Here is a 15,668-nt window from a genome sequence, read left to right as displayed (position 1 = left end):
TTCCCGCGTTGCTTTTTTTTGCGTGAGCCATTTTTAGTATCTTCTAATTGATCGATAATTATTTTAGAAGACGCGTGACAATCTGAGGTAATAGGTATAACTGTACCTTTCAAACTTTCAGTAATTACCGTAAATTGAGAAATTGAGGCGTGTGTTGTCTTCCCCCATTTCGGGCAATGCACGAAACGGAAGCGTAAATGAAATTTGGATCATCGCGCGTGCTGGCTCTGTTGAGCCTTGCAGTCCTGACCCTTTTTATGAGTGGCTGCCAGCAGGTTCTGCTGGACCCTAAGGGCGCAGTCGGGATGCAGGAACGCAACCTTATCTATTTTGCAACAGGCCTTATGTTGCTGGTTGTTATTCCGGTCATTTTTATGACCCTGTATTTCGCCTGGAAATACCGCGCTTCAAATGAAGAGGCTGATTATCAGCCTGATTGGCATCACTCCACAAAAATCGAATTGGCTGTCTGGCTCATTCCATGTGCCATTATTGTCGTACTCGGCACGGTGACATGGTTTGCCACCCATAAGCTCGATCCTTACCGACCGCTGGATTCCGACGTTCCGCCATTGGAAGTTGAAGTCACTGCTCTCGACTGGAAGTGGGTATTCTTCTATCCGCAATATGGCATTGCGACCGTCAATGAGATGGCCATGCCTGTGGATGTGCCGGTCAATTTCAAACTGACCTCCGGCACTGTGATGAATTCATTCTTCATTCCGGCTTTGGGCAGTCAGGTTTACACCATGGCTGGTATGCAGACAAAACTGCACCTGATTGCCAATCATGAAGGCGTTTTTGATGGTATGTCGGCCAACTATAGTGGTGCCGGTTTTGCCCAGATGCGCTTTAAGGCACACAGCTTCGATCAGGCTGGTTTCGACAAATGGGTTGCCGAGGTGAAAACCAAAGGCGATGTGCTGGATCGCACCCGTTATATGTCGCTTGAACAGCCAAGTGAAAAACATCCGGTTCAGTATTTCACTTATAATGATCCGACGCTGTATCACGACATTATCAATCGTTGCGTTGATGGCAAAACCGTTTGCATGGACGATGAAATGCACCGTGTGCAGATGGCTCGTGCCGCACGCGCCAACTTACGTAAGTCTTCGCCGATCGACATGAGCCTCTGGGCAGATGATGTGATTTGCCTGACTGCTCCGGTCAATCTGACTGAGGCCGATTCAATGAAAACTTCGTCGCCACGTCCCCCGCGCGGCTGACAAAAATTCAAGTGAAGCTTTAAAATGTTCGGAAAATTAACGCTTGATGCGATTCCATTTCATGAGCCGATCGTCATGGTTACCCTGGCGGCCGTGTTTGGTGGTGGTTTAGCACTTTTTGCTGCGATTACCTATTTTCGCAAATGGGGCGTGTTGTGGCATGACTGGCTGACGTCGGTTGATCATAAACGCGTCGGTATCATGTATATCATTCTTGCATTGGTGATGCTGTTCCGCGGCTTCTCCGATGCTGTGATGATGCGCGCACAGCAGGCAATGGCCAGCGGTGCGGAAGAGGGCTTCTTGCCACCGCATCACTATGACCAGATCTTCACCGCCCATGGCGTGATCATGATCTTCTTCGTGGCGATGCCGTTCATCGTTGGTTTGATGAACTTTGCTGTGCCGTTGCAGATCGGTGCGCGCGACGTTGCTTTCCCTTATCTGAACAATTTAAGCTTCTGGCTGACTGCAGCCGGTGCCATTTTGCTTAACGTATCTTTGGGTGTCGGTGAATTTGCAAAAACCGGCTGGCTGGCTTATCCGCCGCTTTCCGGTATGCAGTTTAGTCCTGATGTCGGCGTCGATTATTATATCTGGGCATTGCAGATTTCCGGTATGGGGACGCTGCTTTCCGGTGTGAACCTGATAACCACAATCATCAAAATGCGTGCCCCTGGCATGGATATGATGAAGGTGCCGGTATTCACATGGACAGCGCTTTGCTCCAACATCCTGATTGTTGCTGCATTCCCGATCCTGACCGTTACGCTGGCTATGCTGACGCTTGATCGTTACCTCGACTTCCATTTCTTCACCAATGATCTTGGTGGCAATGCGATGATGTATATCAACCTCATCTGGATTTGGGGTCATCCTGAGGTTTACATTCTGGTTCTGCCTTGCTTCGGTGTGTTTTCTGAAGTTATTGCGACCTATAGCGGCAAACGTCTTTTCGGTTATACATCAATGGTTTATGCAACCGTTGCCATTACCGTTCTATCGTTCCTCGTCTGGGCGCACCACTTCTTCACCATGGGTGGCGGCGCAAGTGTGAACGCGTTCTTTGGTGTGGCAACCATGATCATTTCCATCCCGACGGGTGCGAAAGTGTTCAACTGGCTGTTCACCATGTATAAAGGCCGTGTGCGTTTTGAAACGCCGGTTCTGTGGACCATCGGCTTTATGTGCACCTTCGTTATCGGTGGTATGACCGGTGTTCTTCTGGCTGTTCCGCCGGCAGACTTCGTGTTGCACAACTCTGTATTCCTGATTGCACACTTCCATAATGTTATTATTTCAGGCGTGTTGTTCGGTTGCTTTGCCGGTATGATCTACTGGTTCCCGAAAGCTTTCGGCTTCAAGCTTAATGAACGTCTTGGCCGTTATGCTTTCTGGTGCTGGCTCACCGGTTTCATTCTTGCCTTCGCACCGCTTTACGTGCTGGGTCTGATGGGTATGACCCGTCGTCTGAACCACACCGAAAACCCTGCATGGCAGATCTATCTGATTATCGCAGCCGTTGGTGTGGCGATCATTCTGGTCGGCATTGTCTTCCAGGTTCTTCAGGTGCTTGTCTCAATCCGTGACCGTGAAAAACTGCGTGATCTCAATGGCGATACATGGGGCACAGGCCGCACACTTGAGTGGTCAGTTTCCTCACCGCCGCCATTCTACAACTTTGCCGAAACTCCGCCGATCAAAGATGTGGATGCCTGGTGGGAGATCAAAAAGAGTGGCGTACCACGCCGCACACAGAAATTCGCCCGCATCCATATGCCGAAAAATACCGGCGCAGGTTTCATCCTTGCCATGATCAGCATCGTCTTTGGTTTTGCTATGGTATGGCATATCTGGTGGCTGGCGATCGTCGGTGTGGTGGGCATGCTGGCTGTTGGTATCGGTCACTCCTTCTCGCTGGACAGAGATTATTATGTATCTGCCGATGAAGTGCAGGCGGTTGAAGATATCCGCACCGCTCAACTCAAAGCACAGGAGGCCTGATCATGAGTTCCTCAGCTGTTTTAGATAATCACAGCGCTTCTATTGATGTGGAAGCAGCGCATGAAGATCATCACGATGCAGGCTCCACCTCGCTGGTAGGTTTCTGGATCTATCTGATGAGCGACTGCGTGTTGTTCTCAGGGCTCTTTGCAACTTATGCCGTTTTATCCCACCAGTTCGCTGGTGGGCCAACGGGGCGTGAATTGTTCGACCTGCAATTTGTTGCGGTTGAAACAGGTTTGCTGCTGGTATCGAGCTTGACCTATGGTCTGGCGACATTGGCAATGTTCAAAGGTAATCGTGCCGGACTTATCCGCTGGCTCGGCGTTACTTTCCTGCTTGGTGCTACCTTCCTTGCGATGGAAATCTATGAATTCCATCATATGATTTCGATCGGTGCAGGCCCTGATCGCAGTGCGTTCCTGTCGGCATTCTTTACACTTGTTGGTACGCACGGTTTCCACATTCTCACCGGTCTGATCTGGATTGTTGTGCTGGTTGCGCAGGTTATGCGTACCGGTCTCACCAAGAGCAATCAGACGCGTATTATGTGCCTCAGCCTGTTCTGGCACTTTCTGGATATCGTCTGGATTGGTGTCTTCACGCTGGTCTATTTGATGGGAGTATTGTGATGAGTGCTGTGAAAGATACACACGGAACAACTGATCATGGTGCTGATCACGGTGATCTGAAAACCTATCTGATCGGCTTTGTATTGGCGGTTATTCTCACCGCCGTACCTTTCGGTCTGGTAATGGTGGGAACATTTACACCAGCGGTTACCGCTGCCATCGTTTTGGGTATTGCAGCAGTGCAGATGGTCGTTCATCTGATTTACTTCCTGCATATGAGCCCGAAATCAGAAGGTGGCTGGAACATGATGGCGCTGTTGTTCACCGTTATCATTCTGGCGATTGTTCTGATTGGTTCGGTTTGGATCATGCATCATTTGGATACCAATATGATGCCGATGCAGATGACCCCAGAGGCAGCCCGCAACCTGCCTTGATATAATTAACATCCTGTTTTCAGCGGCTTTTCTCTCCTCTCCCCCCGCAAAAGCCGCATCGGGCGCTCCGGATTTTTTGATCCGGAGCGCTTTTTTATTTTGCGTGTGTAAATACACTAAAGCACTCATTGGTTGTATTTGTGTTTACTAAAGTGGTAAAAATACATCTTTGACCGGAAGGGCTTAAGGTGTGCTTGATGCCTTGCTCCGGTGAGAACGGAGTTTTTTTATATGTTACTGCGCAAATTGATTGGTAAACCAAAATATATTTTCAAACTGGCTTTATTGAGTGTGCTGTTAGGTGCGCCTGCTGTTAGTTATGCTGCGCCTGCAATTGTGACCGGCAATGTGAATGTACGTGAAGGGGCAGCAGCACGCTATAAGAAAATTGGCACCTTAAGACCTGGCTGGCAGGTGGATGCAGGCCCGTGTCAGGCCGGATGGTGTCATGTGCGTGTCGGGCGTATTTATGGCTGGGTATCGGCGCGTTATTTAAATTTCAACCGTGTCGTTCAGCCAGCACCTTACTATACGCGCCAGCCGACAGTCATTATTGAAAGCGGCCCTGTCATCAGACGTCAGCCTTTTTGGGGGTGGGGTGGCTGGGGCAATGATAATGGACACTACCGGCCATCACGCCATCAGTACCGTCCGCCATATCGGCCGCGACCTTTGCCACCGCAGCCGGCACCTTCAGCGCCTTTCTATGACCCTTATAAGGATGCAGGAAGCGGACCGGTTTATCCGCCTATGCGCAATGTTCCCATTGGTGAGGGTGTAAGGCCGGTTGGAGGATAAGAGCCTGAAACTGATTCCATTGAGCAGGATGATAATTAAGAACCTGATGCTTTCCGGCATTTTGATATTATGATTTTCATCAATTTGAGCGCATTTTTTGTAAAAAATATTTGGCACGAAATTTGCGCTCAAAAATCATTAATTCAGAAATTGCTTATATTTTATAAGGACTTGTAAGGTCATAAAGCCGGATCGGATTAGCTCCTAATTCAGGTTAACCTTTCATTCACCTAAAAGTTGAATTGCATCTTCTCTTGTGTGCCCGTTAACCATGCCCGTGCTATTCACTGTATATCTCACATGAGCGCGATTTTTGATCTTGTTCTTATGTTGGGTAGGCGCATTGCGCAGTAAAAAATATACTGTAGCAATCGACAAATACAGGTGGAACAGATAAGATTTCTGTCAAAGAAATGTATCCGGTTCAGTCTGTTCGTATGGATTTAGTATAGGAATGCACAAGCATATGAGACTGAAGGCAAGGCCAATTTATAAAGCAAGCGTACTGGCATTGCTGATGGCTGCCCAGCTTTCACCTTTCCTTGCTTCTCCGGCACAAGCATTTGAACTTTTCGGCATTCATTTATGGGGCGAGAAAAAGCAAGTAAATGATCCTGATGCCGTGATCGCTGAACCTAAAAACTACGATGTTGAAGTGGTTGTCGGCGGTGTTCAGATCAAGCCGGACGGTAAAGCAGATAATAGCAAGGAAGTCATCGAGGGTGCATCCGGTTTGGTCGCGGATCAGGATAAACCTGCATCCGGTTCAGCAGGCTTGCTGGCTAAAGCCCGTGGTGATTATCGTCGTATTCTGGCAGCCCTTTATAATGAAGGGCGCTATGGCGGTACGATTTCCATTTTAGTGAATGGCCGCGAGGCCAGTGATATTCCGCCTGATGCGGAAATGCCTGATCACGTTAGTATAGTTATGAATGTCGATCCGGGCCCGCAATTTCTGTTTTCGCGTGCAAGCATTGTCAATATGGCACCGCCACCGGCAACGCCTCGCCGTGATCAGGTGAAGACGCCGGCAGAATCCGGATTTGCTGATGGTGAAATTGCCAAGTCCGGCACGATTTTGCGTGCCGAGCGTCTGGCTGTTGAAGCATGGCGCCAGCAAGGTTATGCCAAAGCCCGCATGACGGATGAGCAGGTAACCGCCGACCATCAGGGCAATACGATTGCCGCCGAAATTACCATTGATCCGGGCATGCATGCGCAATATGGCCCTGTCACCGTTGAAGGTGCGCAGCGGATGGATCCGGAATTTGTGGCATGGATGACCGGCCTCAAAGAGGGCGAGGATTTCGATCCTGCCGATCTGGAACGCGCCAAAAAACGTCTGGCACGTATGGAAGTTTTCCGCGCGATGAGCTTTCAGGAAGCTGAAGCCATCAATCCGGACGGCACTTTGCCGATGACACTCAATGTGCAGGAGCGCAAACCGCGCCGTTTCGGCATTGGTGGCAGCTATTCTACGCTGGACGGTTTTGGGGCTGAATCCTATTGGATGCACCGTAACCTGCTGGGTAAAGGCGAGCGTTTGCGCGTTGAAGGCAAGGTCAGCGGTATTGGTGGGTCACAGAAAGATTCCTTCAATCCGAAGAACTATACTTATTTGCTGGGCACAAGCTTTGCTAAGCCGGGTGTTTTTACACCAGATACGGATTTTGTTGCCGCTCTGAATGCGCGTCGTGAAGTGATCGATGCTTATACGGAAACATCGGTGAACCTGAAAGGCGGCTTCACGCATATCTTCTCTGAAGAATTATCAGGAAGTATTTATGCTAATGTCGGTCGCTCGCACTTTAATGACGATTATTACGGCAAGCGTCAGTTCACGACGATTGGTCTGCAAAGCAATCTGCTTTATGATGGTCGTGATGATAAGAATGATGCCAAGCACGGCCTTTATGGCGAGCTCTATCTTGAGCCGTTTTATGAGGCCACTTATGGCAACTTTATCAATAAGTTCACTGCTGAAGGCCGCGCCTATTACAGCTTTGGCAAAGGCGACCGCGTAACGCTTGCAGGTCGTGCTAAGGTTGGCTCTATCGTTGGTGCAAGTATCAGCGAATTGCCACCGGATAAATTGTTCTTTGCCGGTGGTGGCGGTTCCATCCGTGGTTATGCTTATCGCAATGTGGGTGTGGAAACATCAACCGGTGAAATCATTGGTGGTCGCTCCCTGGTTGAGGCATCCGGTGAGGTGCGCGCTAAGGTGACCGAATCCATTGGCGTGGTGGCTTTTGCCGATGCGGGTTATGTGGGGGAGAAATCCTATCCGGACTTCTCTGAAAAACTGCGCGTCGGTGTTGGTGGCGGTTTGCGCTATCACACAGGGCTTGGCCCCATCCGCCTTGATGCAGCCGTGCCGCTTGACCGCGGCTCCGGCGATCCTAAATTTTCTTTCTATGTGGGTATAGGACAGTCGTTTTGACACGATTACTGACACTTATTCTTGTTCTTTTGTTTGCTCTGCCATCCTTTGCACAGGATCAGGCGGAGGAAGAAAAGTCGTATTTTCTATCCTTCATCGAAAATCAATTATCCGCACCAAACCGCAGAATTTCGTTCTCTGGTCTTAACGGTGTTTTGTCTTCCGAAGCTAAAGTTGGTGCGATCACTGTTGCCGACCGTGAAGGTGTGTGGCTGCGTATTGAAAACGCAACCCTGAACTGGAGCCGTTTGGCGCTGTTGCGCGGTAATTTGAGCATTCAGAACCTTTCTGCTGAACGTGTGGATTTGCTGCGCACACCAGTGCCGGACAGCAATGTGCCGTCACCTGAATCGTCAAGTTTCAGCGTGCCGGAACTGCCATTGTCGGTGCATCTGGATCAGCTCGACATTGCCAAAATTCATTTTGGCAATGATATTTTCGGTCTTGAATCTGAAGTTTCTGCCAAGGGTAAACTGGCGCTGGCTGATGGTTCGTTGCAGTCTGAATTTGCGATCAGCCGTCTTGACGGGCCGGGTGGTAAATTTGATCTTAAAGCTGATTTTACCAACAGCACGCAAAAGCTTGATCTGAATTTGCAGGCGGAAGAACCTGCCAATGGTATTATTGCGAATTTGCTGAAAATCGATGGCCGTCCTCCGGTCAAACTCGATGTTCAGGGCGCCGGCGTTCTCGATGATCTTAACATCGATCTGAACCTTGATGCTGATGGCAAACGTATTCTGACCGGTGCTCTGACCGTGGATCGTAAAGATTCAGGTCAAGATAAGGGCCGAGCTTTTACCGCCCGCCTCAATGGTCCGATTGCAGCTTTGGTGCCGCAGGAATTTCGTGATTTCTTTGGTGCAGATACAAAATTGTCCGCACTTGGCCTGATTAAAGATGAAGGCGGCATGCGCCTTGATGATCTGGCTCTGGATAGTGCGGCCTTGAAACTTGCAGCTTCTGCTGAAAGCGGCAAAGACGGTTTCTTAAATCGTCTGCGTGTGGATCTGACATTGGCTGACGCTGAAAAGGGACGTGTTTTGCTGCCTGTTTCTGGTGGTGAAACCTCTGTTGCTAATGCCCGTTTCCAGCTTGCATTTGGTGATCGCCCGACCAATGACTGGGTTGGCCGTCTTGATGTTGCTAAGCTTAAAACTGCTGATCTCACCAGTGATCATATCAGCTTTGATATGGGTGGTGTGGCCGAAAACCTCGATCAGCCTGATGCCCGTCATATTACTTTTGATGTGAAGGGTAATGTTGGTGGCCTTGGTTCTCCGCATGATGATTTGGCACAAGCGCTTGGCGAAAAAATCGAGCTTTTGATCAATGGACAATGGACAGCCGGTCAGCCGGTTGATCTGAACCGTGCCGATATTATTGCGCAGGATACCAAGCTGAGCCTGAAAGGTATCATCGAGGATAATCACTTTAAGGGTGATATCAATGCAGCAATTGAGAGCCTGTCTCCATTTGGTGCGCTGGCCGGACGTGATCTTGGCGGTGCACTGCATCTGACAGCTAAAGGTAAAATCGCACCGTTAACCGGCGCTTTTGACCTTGATCTTGATGGTAGTGCCGATGGCATGCGCACCGGCATTGAGGCGGCTGATAAAGTGCTGGCCGGACAGACACGTCTGACAGGTGGTATTGCGCGTGGGCCGCAAGGTTTTGCAGCCCGTAATTTCCGTCTCGGTAATGAGCAGACAGAGCTGACAGCCAATGGCGTATTCGCCAGTAAAGATGCGGATTTCAACTTCGCTGCCTCGCTTGGCGATATGGCTTATCTCTCCGATCAGACATCAGGTAAACTGACTGTCAAAGGCAGTGCACGCGGCAATGACGGCGTGTTTGCTGTCGCTATGCGTGCGGCTGCGCCTGAAGGAACATTGGCCGGTCAAAAGCTGAGCAATGGTGCGTTTGACTTTAACGCTGTGATGGATGGCAATTCAAAAACCGGTACTGTGCTGAATGGTCAGTTGGCTGGTCATGCTTTCCTCAATGGCGAGCGCGTTGATCTGTCCACTTTGGTGGGTCTGGTTGATGATGAAAAACGTTTGAGCAACCTGCTGTTTAAAGCAGGTGGTGCCGAAGTTCGTGGTAATGTCACGCAAACAGCCAAAGGTTTGTTTGAAGGCCAGTTGCAGGTTGATGCACCGGATGTGTCCACTGCTGCTGCACTGTTTCTGGTTGAAGCGGCTGGTAGTGTCAAAGCTGAAATCGGCCTTGATCATAATGGTGAAACCCAGAATGCTGTGGTCAATGCGACAGTTAAAAGCCTGAAGGCGAATGGCAACCGCATTGATGCTGCCGATATCGCGATGAAAGCGCAGGATTTGCTGGGCGTTCCGGTTGTTGATGGTCAGGCAACTGCACGCAATATCAAGATCGGTGATTTCGGTATTGATACGCTTGATGCGCAGGCCAATGCCCAAGGCTCGAAAACACAGTTTAATGCCACAACCAAGCTTTCCATTGGTACTGTTGCCAATGCGGCCGGTTCGCTGGAGCCAAAAGATGGCGGCTTCTTGTTAAGCCTGGCAAAAGCAGATGTGAAACAGGCGCAGTTGAATGCAAGCCTTGCCGCACCTGCTGATATTGCTGTGAAAGACGGCCGTATTTCCTTTGGCGATGTTCTGATTAATGCCAGCAATGGCGGTAATAGTGGTCAGGTTAAAGTGAAAGGCGGTCTGGCAGATAAGTTTGATTTGTCTGTCGCTGTTTCTGACTTGCCGTTGGCGCTTGCCAATGCGGTGCAGCCAGCTCTGGGGCTTGGCGGTATCGTTAATGGTACAGCCCATATCACCGGTACTGCTGATGCGCCGGATGTCCGTTTTGATTTGCAGGCACGCGGTGTAACCGCTGCTGAATTGAAAAAGCAGGGCATTGCAGCACTGGATGCCGATGCGAAAGGCACGTCAGCCAATAATCGCCTCAATGTTGATGCGCGCGTCTTTGGCGGCGGCGGCATTGATGTGCGTGCCAATGGCGGTGTGCCGTTGGGCAAGGGCGAACTGGCGCTTGATGTTAATTTGACCCAATTGCCGCTCACTGTTTTGAATGGTGCGGTAAAGGGACAGGATTTGCGTGGTCTTGTTACAGGCACTGCACGTGTGACCGGCACATTGCAAAATCCGAATGCCAAATTCTCCCTGAAAGGCTCCGAACTGTCGACGTCATTTTTACGTGAAAACGGTCTGGCGCCTTTAACACTCAATACTGCCGGTGATTATGCCGGTCAGGCAGTTAACTTCTCCAGTCTGACAGTTGACGGCCCAAAAGGCCTGAATGTCAGTGCCAGTGGTAAAGTGCCGCTTTCCGGTCAGGGCTTGGGTGTTAATGTGACCGGTAATGTGCCTCTGGCGCTTGCCAATCGCTTTATCGCTGATCGTGGTTCGCAGGCGAGCGGTACTCTGTCTTTGACCGCTTCGGTTTCGGGTGGCTTTGATCGTCCGCAATTGCGCGGCATGTTCTCGACCAATGGCGCACAGTTCATTGATCCGGAAACCAATGTCCGTCTCAACAATATCAATGTGATGGGTAGTCTCGACGGCGAAACCATTTCGCTGCGTCAGGTTAATGCTGATCTGGGCAGCGGTGGTTCACTTAGCGCCAGCGGCACAATTTCCACCAATATGGCAGCTGCAATGCCTGCCAATATTGAGATCAAGTTCAACCGTGCGCGTTATGCTGATGGCACGCTGGTGGTGGCAACTGTTAATGGTGGTCTGTCAATCACCGGTCCGTTGCTGCGTGATCCGCTGATTGGTGGCCGCATTGATATTGAACGTGCAGAAATCTCCGTGCCGGAAAGCATGGGCGGTGGTGCCGCCAGCATCAATGTCAACCATATCAACACACCGCTTGCGGTGATGCGTACGCTGACCCGTGCGAAAGTTGAAACTCGCAAAGGGCCAATTCCGACACCTTCGGCACGTCCGAGTGTCGCTAAGCTGGATGTGTTGGTCAACGCTCCGAACAAGATCTTTGTTCGTGGTCGTGGTTTGGATACGGAACTGGGCGGACGTTTACGTCTGACTGGCCCTGTAACCAATATCCAGCCTGTCGGTGGTTTTGATCTGCTGCGTGGTCGTATCGGCATTATGGGACAGCGCATTACCTTTGATGAAGGTCAGGTGACCCTGATTGGTGATCTTAACCCGCAGGTAAACTTTGTTGCCCGCACAGAAGGTAATGACATCATCGTGCTGGTAACGGTTAAAGGTACTGTCGATAATCTCGATATCTCCTTTAGTTCGCAGCCTGAATTGCCTCAGGATGAAGTTCTGGCGCGTTTGCTCTTCAATCGTTCGATCAGTGAATTGTCGGCCTTCCAGATTGCACAGCTGGCAGCAGCTGCAGCAGAATTGGCTGGCGGCAAGAACACTTCGTTGATGGGAAGTATCCGTCAGGGTATCGGCCTTGATGATCTGGATGTGGTCACTGACCAGCAGGGCAACACCGCTGTTCGCGCAGGGACTTATATCCGTGACAATATTTATCTGGGTGTTGAGGCTGGTTCTGCCGGTTCGACCAAGGGTACTGTGAACATGGATATTACCCGCAGCCTGAAGGCTAAAGCTTCGGTTGGTTCCGATGGCAATTCCAGCGCTGGTGTGTTTTACGAGCGTGATTACTAAGACATAAGCGTTTTATTTTGTGATCCGGCAGCGATTGAATGAAGCTGCCGGATTAACGCTTCCTAAACCATAAAAGCGCAAGGTCATACTCCGTACTAATCATGACCGGAATACGTTTATGGCGAAGTTTGACGCGCATTTTACCCGTCGTATATTTTTACTCGGCACTGGCTCGGTCGCTCTGTCAGCGGTAGCGGGCTGTCAGTCGATGGATATGTCGGCTTTTCAGATGGATGTTGATCCGATGAGCACCGGCGGCATTTCGCCAATGCGTCCGCAGATCAGTGTTGATAAAGCTATTACCACGCCTGATGTGATGTATGCAGCGGTGAATGAGGGTGTTTATAGCCTTCCGGCCATTCCTTATGAAAAAGTGTCGAAAGAGTTTCGCCGTCAGATCGTGCCTGATCCGACCGGAGAGGCACCGGGCACGATTGTTGTCGATACAACAAATCATTATCTCTATCTGGTGCAACCGGGCGGCGATGCCCTGCGCTATGGTGTCGGCATCGGTAAAGCCGGCTTTGAGTGGTCAGGCCGCGCCAATGTCCAATATAAAAAGCAATGGCCGCGCTGGACACCACCGCCGGAAATGATCAAACGACAGCCGGAACTGGAAAAATATCGTAATGGTATGGAGCCGGGGCCGCAAAACCCGTTGGGTGCTCGTGCATTATATATTTATCAAAACGGGCAAGATACCGGCTATCGCATTCATGGCTCGCCGGAATGGTGGTCAATCGGACAATCAATGTCATCCGGCTGCATCCGTTTGATGAATCAGGATATTATTGACCTTTATAATCGCACAGACGGCAAAGCGCCGATCGTTGTGCGCGGATAAGGTCTTATATAAAATTCCGGATGAGGCCAGAGGTCAGGAAAAGCCCCATCCGGCGCACTTTAACGAGTTTGGGTGATAAAGTGCAGCTGTATTAGCGCATAGCTACGTGTTGGCCATTCTGTTGCTTGCCGGTGAAATTCATCACGACTTTAGAGCTGTCAGGCAGGTTTGTTTCTGCCGCGGTCTGGACAACTGTGGTGAGCGTGGTTGTAGCCACTTGATAAGTGGTCATCGGATGCTGCTGGCTCATCATCAGCAGTGAGGCTGCTGTCAAAGCTGAAGCCGCAATAAGTCCGAGGCGTTTTTCAGTACTGGCAAGCATAACACACTCCGTTGTGTGAGGCATTTGAGGAGACTGCACTCAAATGCTTGGGTTAACTGGTCGTCCGGCGATGCGTATCTTAAGTGTCAGTCTTAAGTACTGGCGGGAGGATTGGGGCAACTGATTAAGACCGCACCGCCTCATATTCGATTGAACTCTAATGTACGGTCACTGCCGATGTGCGGCTAAGCGCACTCATCAATGCATTTGTCGGTATTGGCAGCAAAATCTGATCTGCTGCCATCAGGGCATCAGCAAAATCCTGCGCTGCTTTTTCCACTTCCAGACAACGGCTTTTGCAAGCGATGGAGCCAAGGCACGCATCAATCGTTGTTTGGTCACCATTTTGCATGGCGGAAATGAGCCCGAGGGTTAAGCATTCAGCCTGACACACCTGATGGGAATCAAACGGGAAACTATGCAGCGGACATAAAGCGCAATGACGCAGCACGCGCACAAATTGCGATAATTCCGCAATCAGGCCTTTGCTGGCATCAATGCCTACAGCGTCACTATAAAGTGCCCAGGTCATTTCCCATGGCAATACGGAGCCGGTCTCAAAGCCGGCAATCCAGCGGCGATAACCTTCCAGCACCAGCCGTTCAGGCATACGGTCAAAATAGGAGGTGTTGCTGCCGTTCAGTTCAGCAATACGCGGGTTCATGAGAACCTCCGCGGTGCCGTTTCACATGCTTTAACAGCAACGGAATGATATGAATAAGGTGCTGCTGCTATCGGGTTAAAACCACAGGCAGAGGCAAAAATGCGCTGACCATTGCTCACGGATAAAAATTGCGCCTGCAATCCGCTATCCGCAGTGTAATGGTCTTTTTTAAGACCAAACATAAGGTCCTCCAATCGAACGGGTTCAAGGCCCAAACATTAAAGGTTGAACGAGGCTGACTTGGATAGCTTAAAGCCCTCTTTGTCAGTTTCATTTGCAGACATAGAACGATGGATTCTTCGATCTGTCAAATGAAATTTAGGTATTCTCTTTATATTTCAATAGTTTAGAATTATTCTAGACTAAAATAGTCATGTTTCTTGTATTCTCAATAGCAAATAATTTTTTTGCTGCAAAGTGCCTTCAACGCTTTATCCGCTGCTGTGACAAATTGCGCGTGAATATGCGTTAAGGGGCAACCAAGGCCTTAACATGGCGGGTTGATGAAGCTTTTTTGAAAAATGCGCAGGCATAATAAAATGCCGGACAAAACACCTGTCTTGTCCGGCAAATAGATTGGCTATCTCCACATGAGGTGGAAATTGTTTAGTGGTGGCTGTGTTCAGAGGCCGCTTTACCCTTGGCTGAGGTCACATTGAATTCGATGTCGATTTTACCGGCTTTTTCAAATTCTAAAGTGACGGCAACCTTTTCGCCTTCAAGGTAAGGCTTGGCTGGTTTCATCAGCATCAGATGATAGCTGCCGGATTTCAGCTCAACGGTTTCACCGGCCGGAATTTCCAAGCCATCTTTCAGCTGACGCATTTTCATAACATTGTTTTCCATGCTCATTTCATGGATTTCCATGTGGTCTGCTGTCGGTGTGGAGGCTGCAACAAGACGGTCGGCTTCCTTGCCACCATTGTTGATGGTGATGTAGCCACCGGCAACGCTGGCACCCGGCACAGTGGCGCGCACTGTCGGATTGTTAAGGGTCAGATCGCCAAGCTTGATTGGTTCTGCTGCCATTGCATGTTTGTCGTGACCGTGTTCTGCATGTTCTTTTTCACCATGGCCATCTTTTGCGTGGCCATGATCGCTGGCTTGAGCGGTTGTTTCATGTGCTGCGGGTGCTTTTGCCGGTGAATGTGCTTGTGCTTGTGCAGCGGAGAGGCTGATGAGAAGAGCGGCGGCAGATGTTGCAGCTAAAAAACGTAATGACATATTGGTAATCCTGATTTTTTTGATGGTTGTTTGATGCGCAAAACCGTCTGGTTGGCGCAATCACATGAATGTTCAATCAAAATCAGGCGGCAGGCGGTGCGCGAGGTGGTGCTGCGGGCGGATAGACCGCGCGGCGCATCACAGGGGCAGGTAAAAGATCACCATGCGCCAAACCAAGTGCAAGAACGGGGCCGGAAGAGGCGTTTGGTGCAGGGCAGATGAATTTGGCAGACAGGCGGCAGGCATCACAATCTGCAACATGCAGATGGCGGCCTTCACCGGGCTTGCCGTTTACATCGCGGTTGCTGTCAAGGCAGATAACCGGAAAAGTGCCGTCCGGCAGTCTGAACTCTGCACGCAGAAAATCGGAGCTTTCTGTTGCACGTAATTCAATTGGTTTATGGGCAAAAGCGACAAAAAACAGTGCCAATACGCTTAAAAAGCGTATCAGAAATGCTGTTTTTGTCTTTGTGTTTCGCACCATTCACCCA

General features: G+C 50.1%; 13 protein-coding genes. 8 read left to right on the top strand and 5 right to left on the bottom strand.

Annotated features, from left to right (window positions below; all coding sequences use genetic code 11):
- The first annotated feature begins 197 nt into the window (after positions 1 to 197).
- The 8 genes from cyoA to ABDZ76_RS04515 all read left to right on the top strand — a co-directional run bounded on the left by cyoA (position 198) and on the right by ABDZ76_RS04515 (position 12,967).
- Positions 198 to 1,229: a ubiquinol oxidase subunit II gene (gene cyoA / locus ABDZ76_RS04550; protein WP_343801898.1), complete on the top strand. Its 1,032-nt coding sequence runs from the start codon at positions 198 to 200 to the stop codon at positions 1,227 to 1,229.
- 24 nt (positions 1,230 to 1,253) lie between these two features.
- Entirely contained in the window at positions 1,254 to 3,233 is a 1,980-nt protein-coding gene (cyoB, locus tag ABDZ76_RS04545) for a cytochrome o ubiquinol oxidase subunit I (RefSeq protein ID WP_343801895.1), read from the top strand.
- 2 nt (positions 3,234 to 3,235) lie between these two features.
- Positions 3,236 to 3,865, top strand: coding sequence for a cytochrome o ubiquinol oxidase subunit III (cyoC, locus tag ABDZ76_RS04540; RefSeq protein ID WP_343801892.1), 630 nt, complete (start codon positions 3,236 to 3,238; stop codon positions 3,863 to 3,865).
- On the top strand, positions 3,865 to 4,242 hold the full coding sequence (cyoD, locus tag ABDZ76_RS04535) for a cytochrome o ubiquinol oxidase subunit IV (protein ID WP_210307072.1): 378 nt from the start codon (positions 3,865 to 3,867) through the stop codon (positions 4,240 to 4,242). Before cyoC ends, cyoD begins: the two co-directional genes overlap by 1 nt.
- A 231-nt stretch (positions 4,243 to 4,473) precedes the next feature.
- On the top strand, positions 4,474 to 5,040 hold the full coding sequence (locus tag ABDZ76_RS04530; protein WP_343801889.1) for an SH3 domain-containing protein: 567 nt from the start codon (positions 4,474 to 4,476) through the stop codon (positions 5,038 to 5,040).
- A 466-nt stretch (positions 5,041 to 5,506) separates the two neighbouring features.
- A complete protein-coding gene (locus ABDZ76_RS04525; RefSeq protein WP_343801886.1) occupies positions 5,507 to 7,480 on the top strand; it encodes an autotransporter assembly complex protein TamA in 1,974 nt (657 codons plus the stop codon).
- A complete protein-coding gene (locus ABDZ76_RS04520; RefSeq protein ID WP_374844535.1) occupies positions 7,477 to 12,123 on the top strand; it encodes a translocation/assembly module TamB domain-containing protein in 4,647 nt (1,548 codons plus the stop codon). The genes ABDZ76_RS04525 and ABDZ76_RS04520 overlap by 4 nt, the downstream gene beginning before the upstream one ends.
- 118 nt (positions 12,124 to 12,241) lie before the next feature.
- Positions 12,242 to 12,967 carry a L,D-transpeptidase gene (locus ABDZ76_RS04515; protein WP_343801883.1) on the top strand — a complete coding sequence of 242 codons (726 nt, stop codon included), beginning with the start codon at positions 12,242 to 12,244 and terminating at the stop codon, positions 12,965 to 12,967.
- Positions 12,968 to 13,058: 91 nt separating this feature from the next.
- Here the strand turns inward: ABDZ76_RS04515 and ABDZ76_RS04510 are convergent, their stop codons facing one another.
- The 5 genes from ABDZ76_RS04510 to ABDZ76_RS04490 form a co-directional block, all read right to left on the bottom strand.
- Complete coding sequence (locus ABDZ76_RS04510) at positions 13,059 to 13,289, bottom strand: hypothetical protein (protein ID WP_343801880.1); 231 nt, start codon at positions 13,287 to 13,289, stop codon at positions 13,059 to 13,061.
- 157 nt (positions 13,290 to 13,446) lie between these two features.
- Positions 13,447 to 13,953: a hypothetical protein gene (locus ABDZ76_RS04505; RefSeq protein WP_343801877.1), complete on the bottom strand. Its 507-nt coding sequence runs from the start codon at positions 13,951 to 13,953 to the stop codon at positions 13,447 to 13,449.
- Positions 13,950 to 14,135 carry a hypothetical protein gene (locus tag ABDZ76_RS04500; protein WP_343801874.1) on the bottom strand — a complete coding sequence of 62 codons (186 nt, stop codon included), beginning with the start codon at positions 14,133 to 14,135 and terminating at the stop codon, positions 13,950 to 13,952. The genes ABDZ76_RS04505 and ABDZ76_RS04500 overlap by 4 nt, the downstream gene beginning before the upstream one ends.
- A 424-nt stretch (positions 14,136 to 14,559) precedes the next feature.
- Positions 14,560 to 15,177, bottom strand: coding sequence for a copper chaperone PCu(A)C (locus ABDZ76_RS04495; protein WP_374844534.1), 618 nt, complete (start codon positions 15,175 to 15,177; stop codon positions 14,560 to 14,562).
- A gap of 82 nt (positions 15,178 to 15,259) precedes the next feature.
- Positions 15,260 to 15,661 (bottom strand): hypothetical protein, encoded by a 402-nt coding sequence (locus ABDZ76_RS04490; protein ID WP_343801871.1) that lies wholly within the window; start codon positions 15,659 to 15,661, stop codon positions 15,260 to 15,262.
- Positions 15,662 to 15,668: the final 7 nt, after the last annotated feature.

It is taken from the genome of Paenochrobactrum glaciei (assembly GCF_039522165.1).
Taxonomy (GTDB): domain Bacteria; phylum Pseudomonadota; class Alphaproteobacteria; order Rhizobiales; family Rhizobiaceae; genus Paenochrobactrum; species Paenochrobactrum glaciei.
This window is presented reverse-complemented; position numbering and strand designations above follow the sequence as displayed.

What these genes read in the sequence shown, in the direction of transcription:
- cyoA (WP_343801898.1), top strand. Translation starts at nt 198, where the DNA reads ATGAAATTTGGATCATCGCGCGTGCTGGCTCTGTTGAGCCTTGCAGTC.
- cyoB (WP_343801895.1), top strand. Translation starts at nt 1,254, where the DNA reads ATGTTCGGAAAATTAACGCTTGATGCGATTCCATTTCATGAGCCGATC.
- cyoC (WP_343801892.1), top strand. Translation starts at nt 3,236, where the DNA reads ATGAGTTCCTCAGCTGTTTTAGATAATCACAGCGCTTCTATTGATGTG.
- cyoD (WP_210307072.1), top strand. Translation starts at nt 3,865, where the DNA reads ATGAGTGCTGTGAAAGATACACACGGAACAACTGATCATGGTGCTGAT.
- ABDZ76_RS04530 (WP_343801889.1), top strand. Translation starts at nt 4,474, where the DNA reads ATGTTACTGCGCAAATTGATTGGTAAACCAAAATATATTTTCAAACTG.
- ABDZ76_RS04525 (WP_343801886.1), top strand. Translation starts at nt 5,507, where the DNA reads ATGAGACTGAAGGCAAGGCCAATTTATAAAGCAAGCGTACTGGCATTG.
- ABDZ76_RS04515 (WP_343801883.1), top strand. Translation starts at nt 12,242, where the DNA reads ATGGCGAAGTTTGACGCGCATTTTACCCGTCGTATATTTTTACTCGGC.
- ABDZ76_RS04510 (WP_343801880.1), bottom strand. Translation starts at nt 13,289, where the DNA reads ATGCTTGCCAGTACTGAAAAACGCCTCGGACTTATTGCGGCTTCAGCT.
- ABDZ76_RS04505 (WP_343801877.1), bottom strand. Translation starts at nt 13,953, where the DNA reads ATGAACCCGCGTATTGCTGAACTGAACGGCAGCAACACCTCCTATTTT.
- ABDZ76_RS04500 (WP_343801874.1), bottom strand. Translation starts at nt 14,135, where the DNA reads ATGTTTGGTCTTAAAAAAGACCATTACACTGCGGATAGCGGATTGCAG.
- ABDZ76_RS04495 (WP_374844534.1), bottom strand. Translation starts at nt 15,177, where the DNA reads ATGTCATTACGTTTTTTAGCTGCAACATCTGCCGCCGCTCTTCTCATC.
- ABDZ76_RS04490 (WP_343801871.1), bottom strand. Translation starts at nt 15,661, where the DNA reads ATGGTGCGAAACACAAAGACAAAAACAGCATTTCTGATACGCTTTTTA.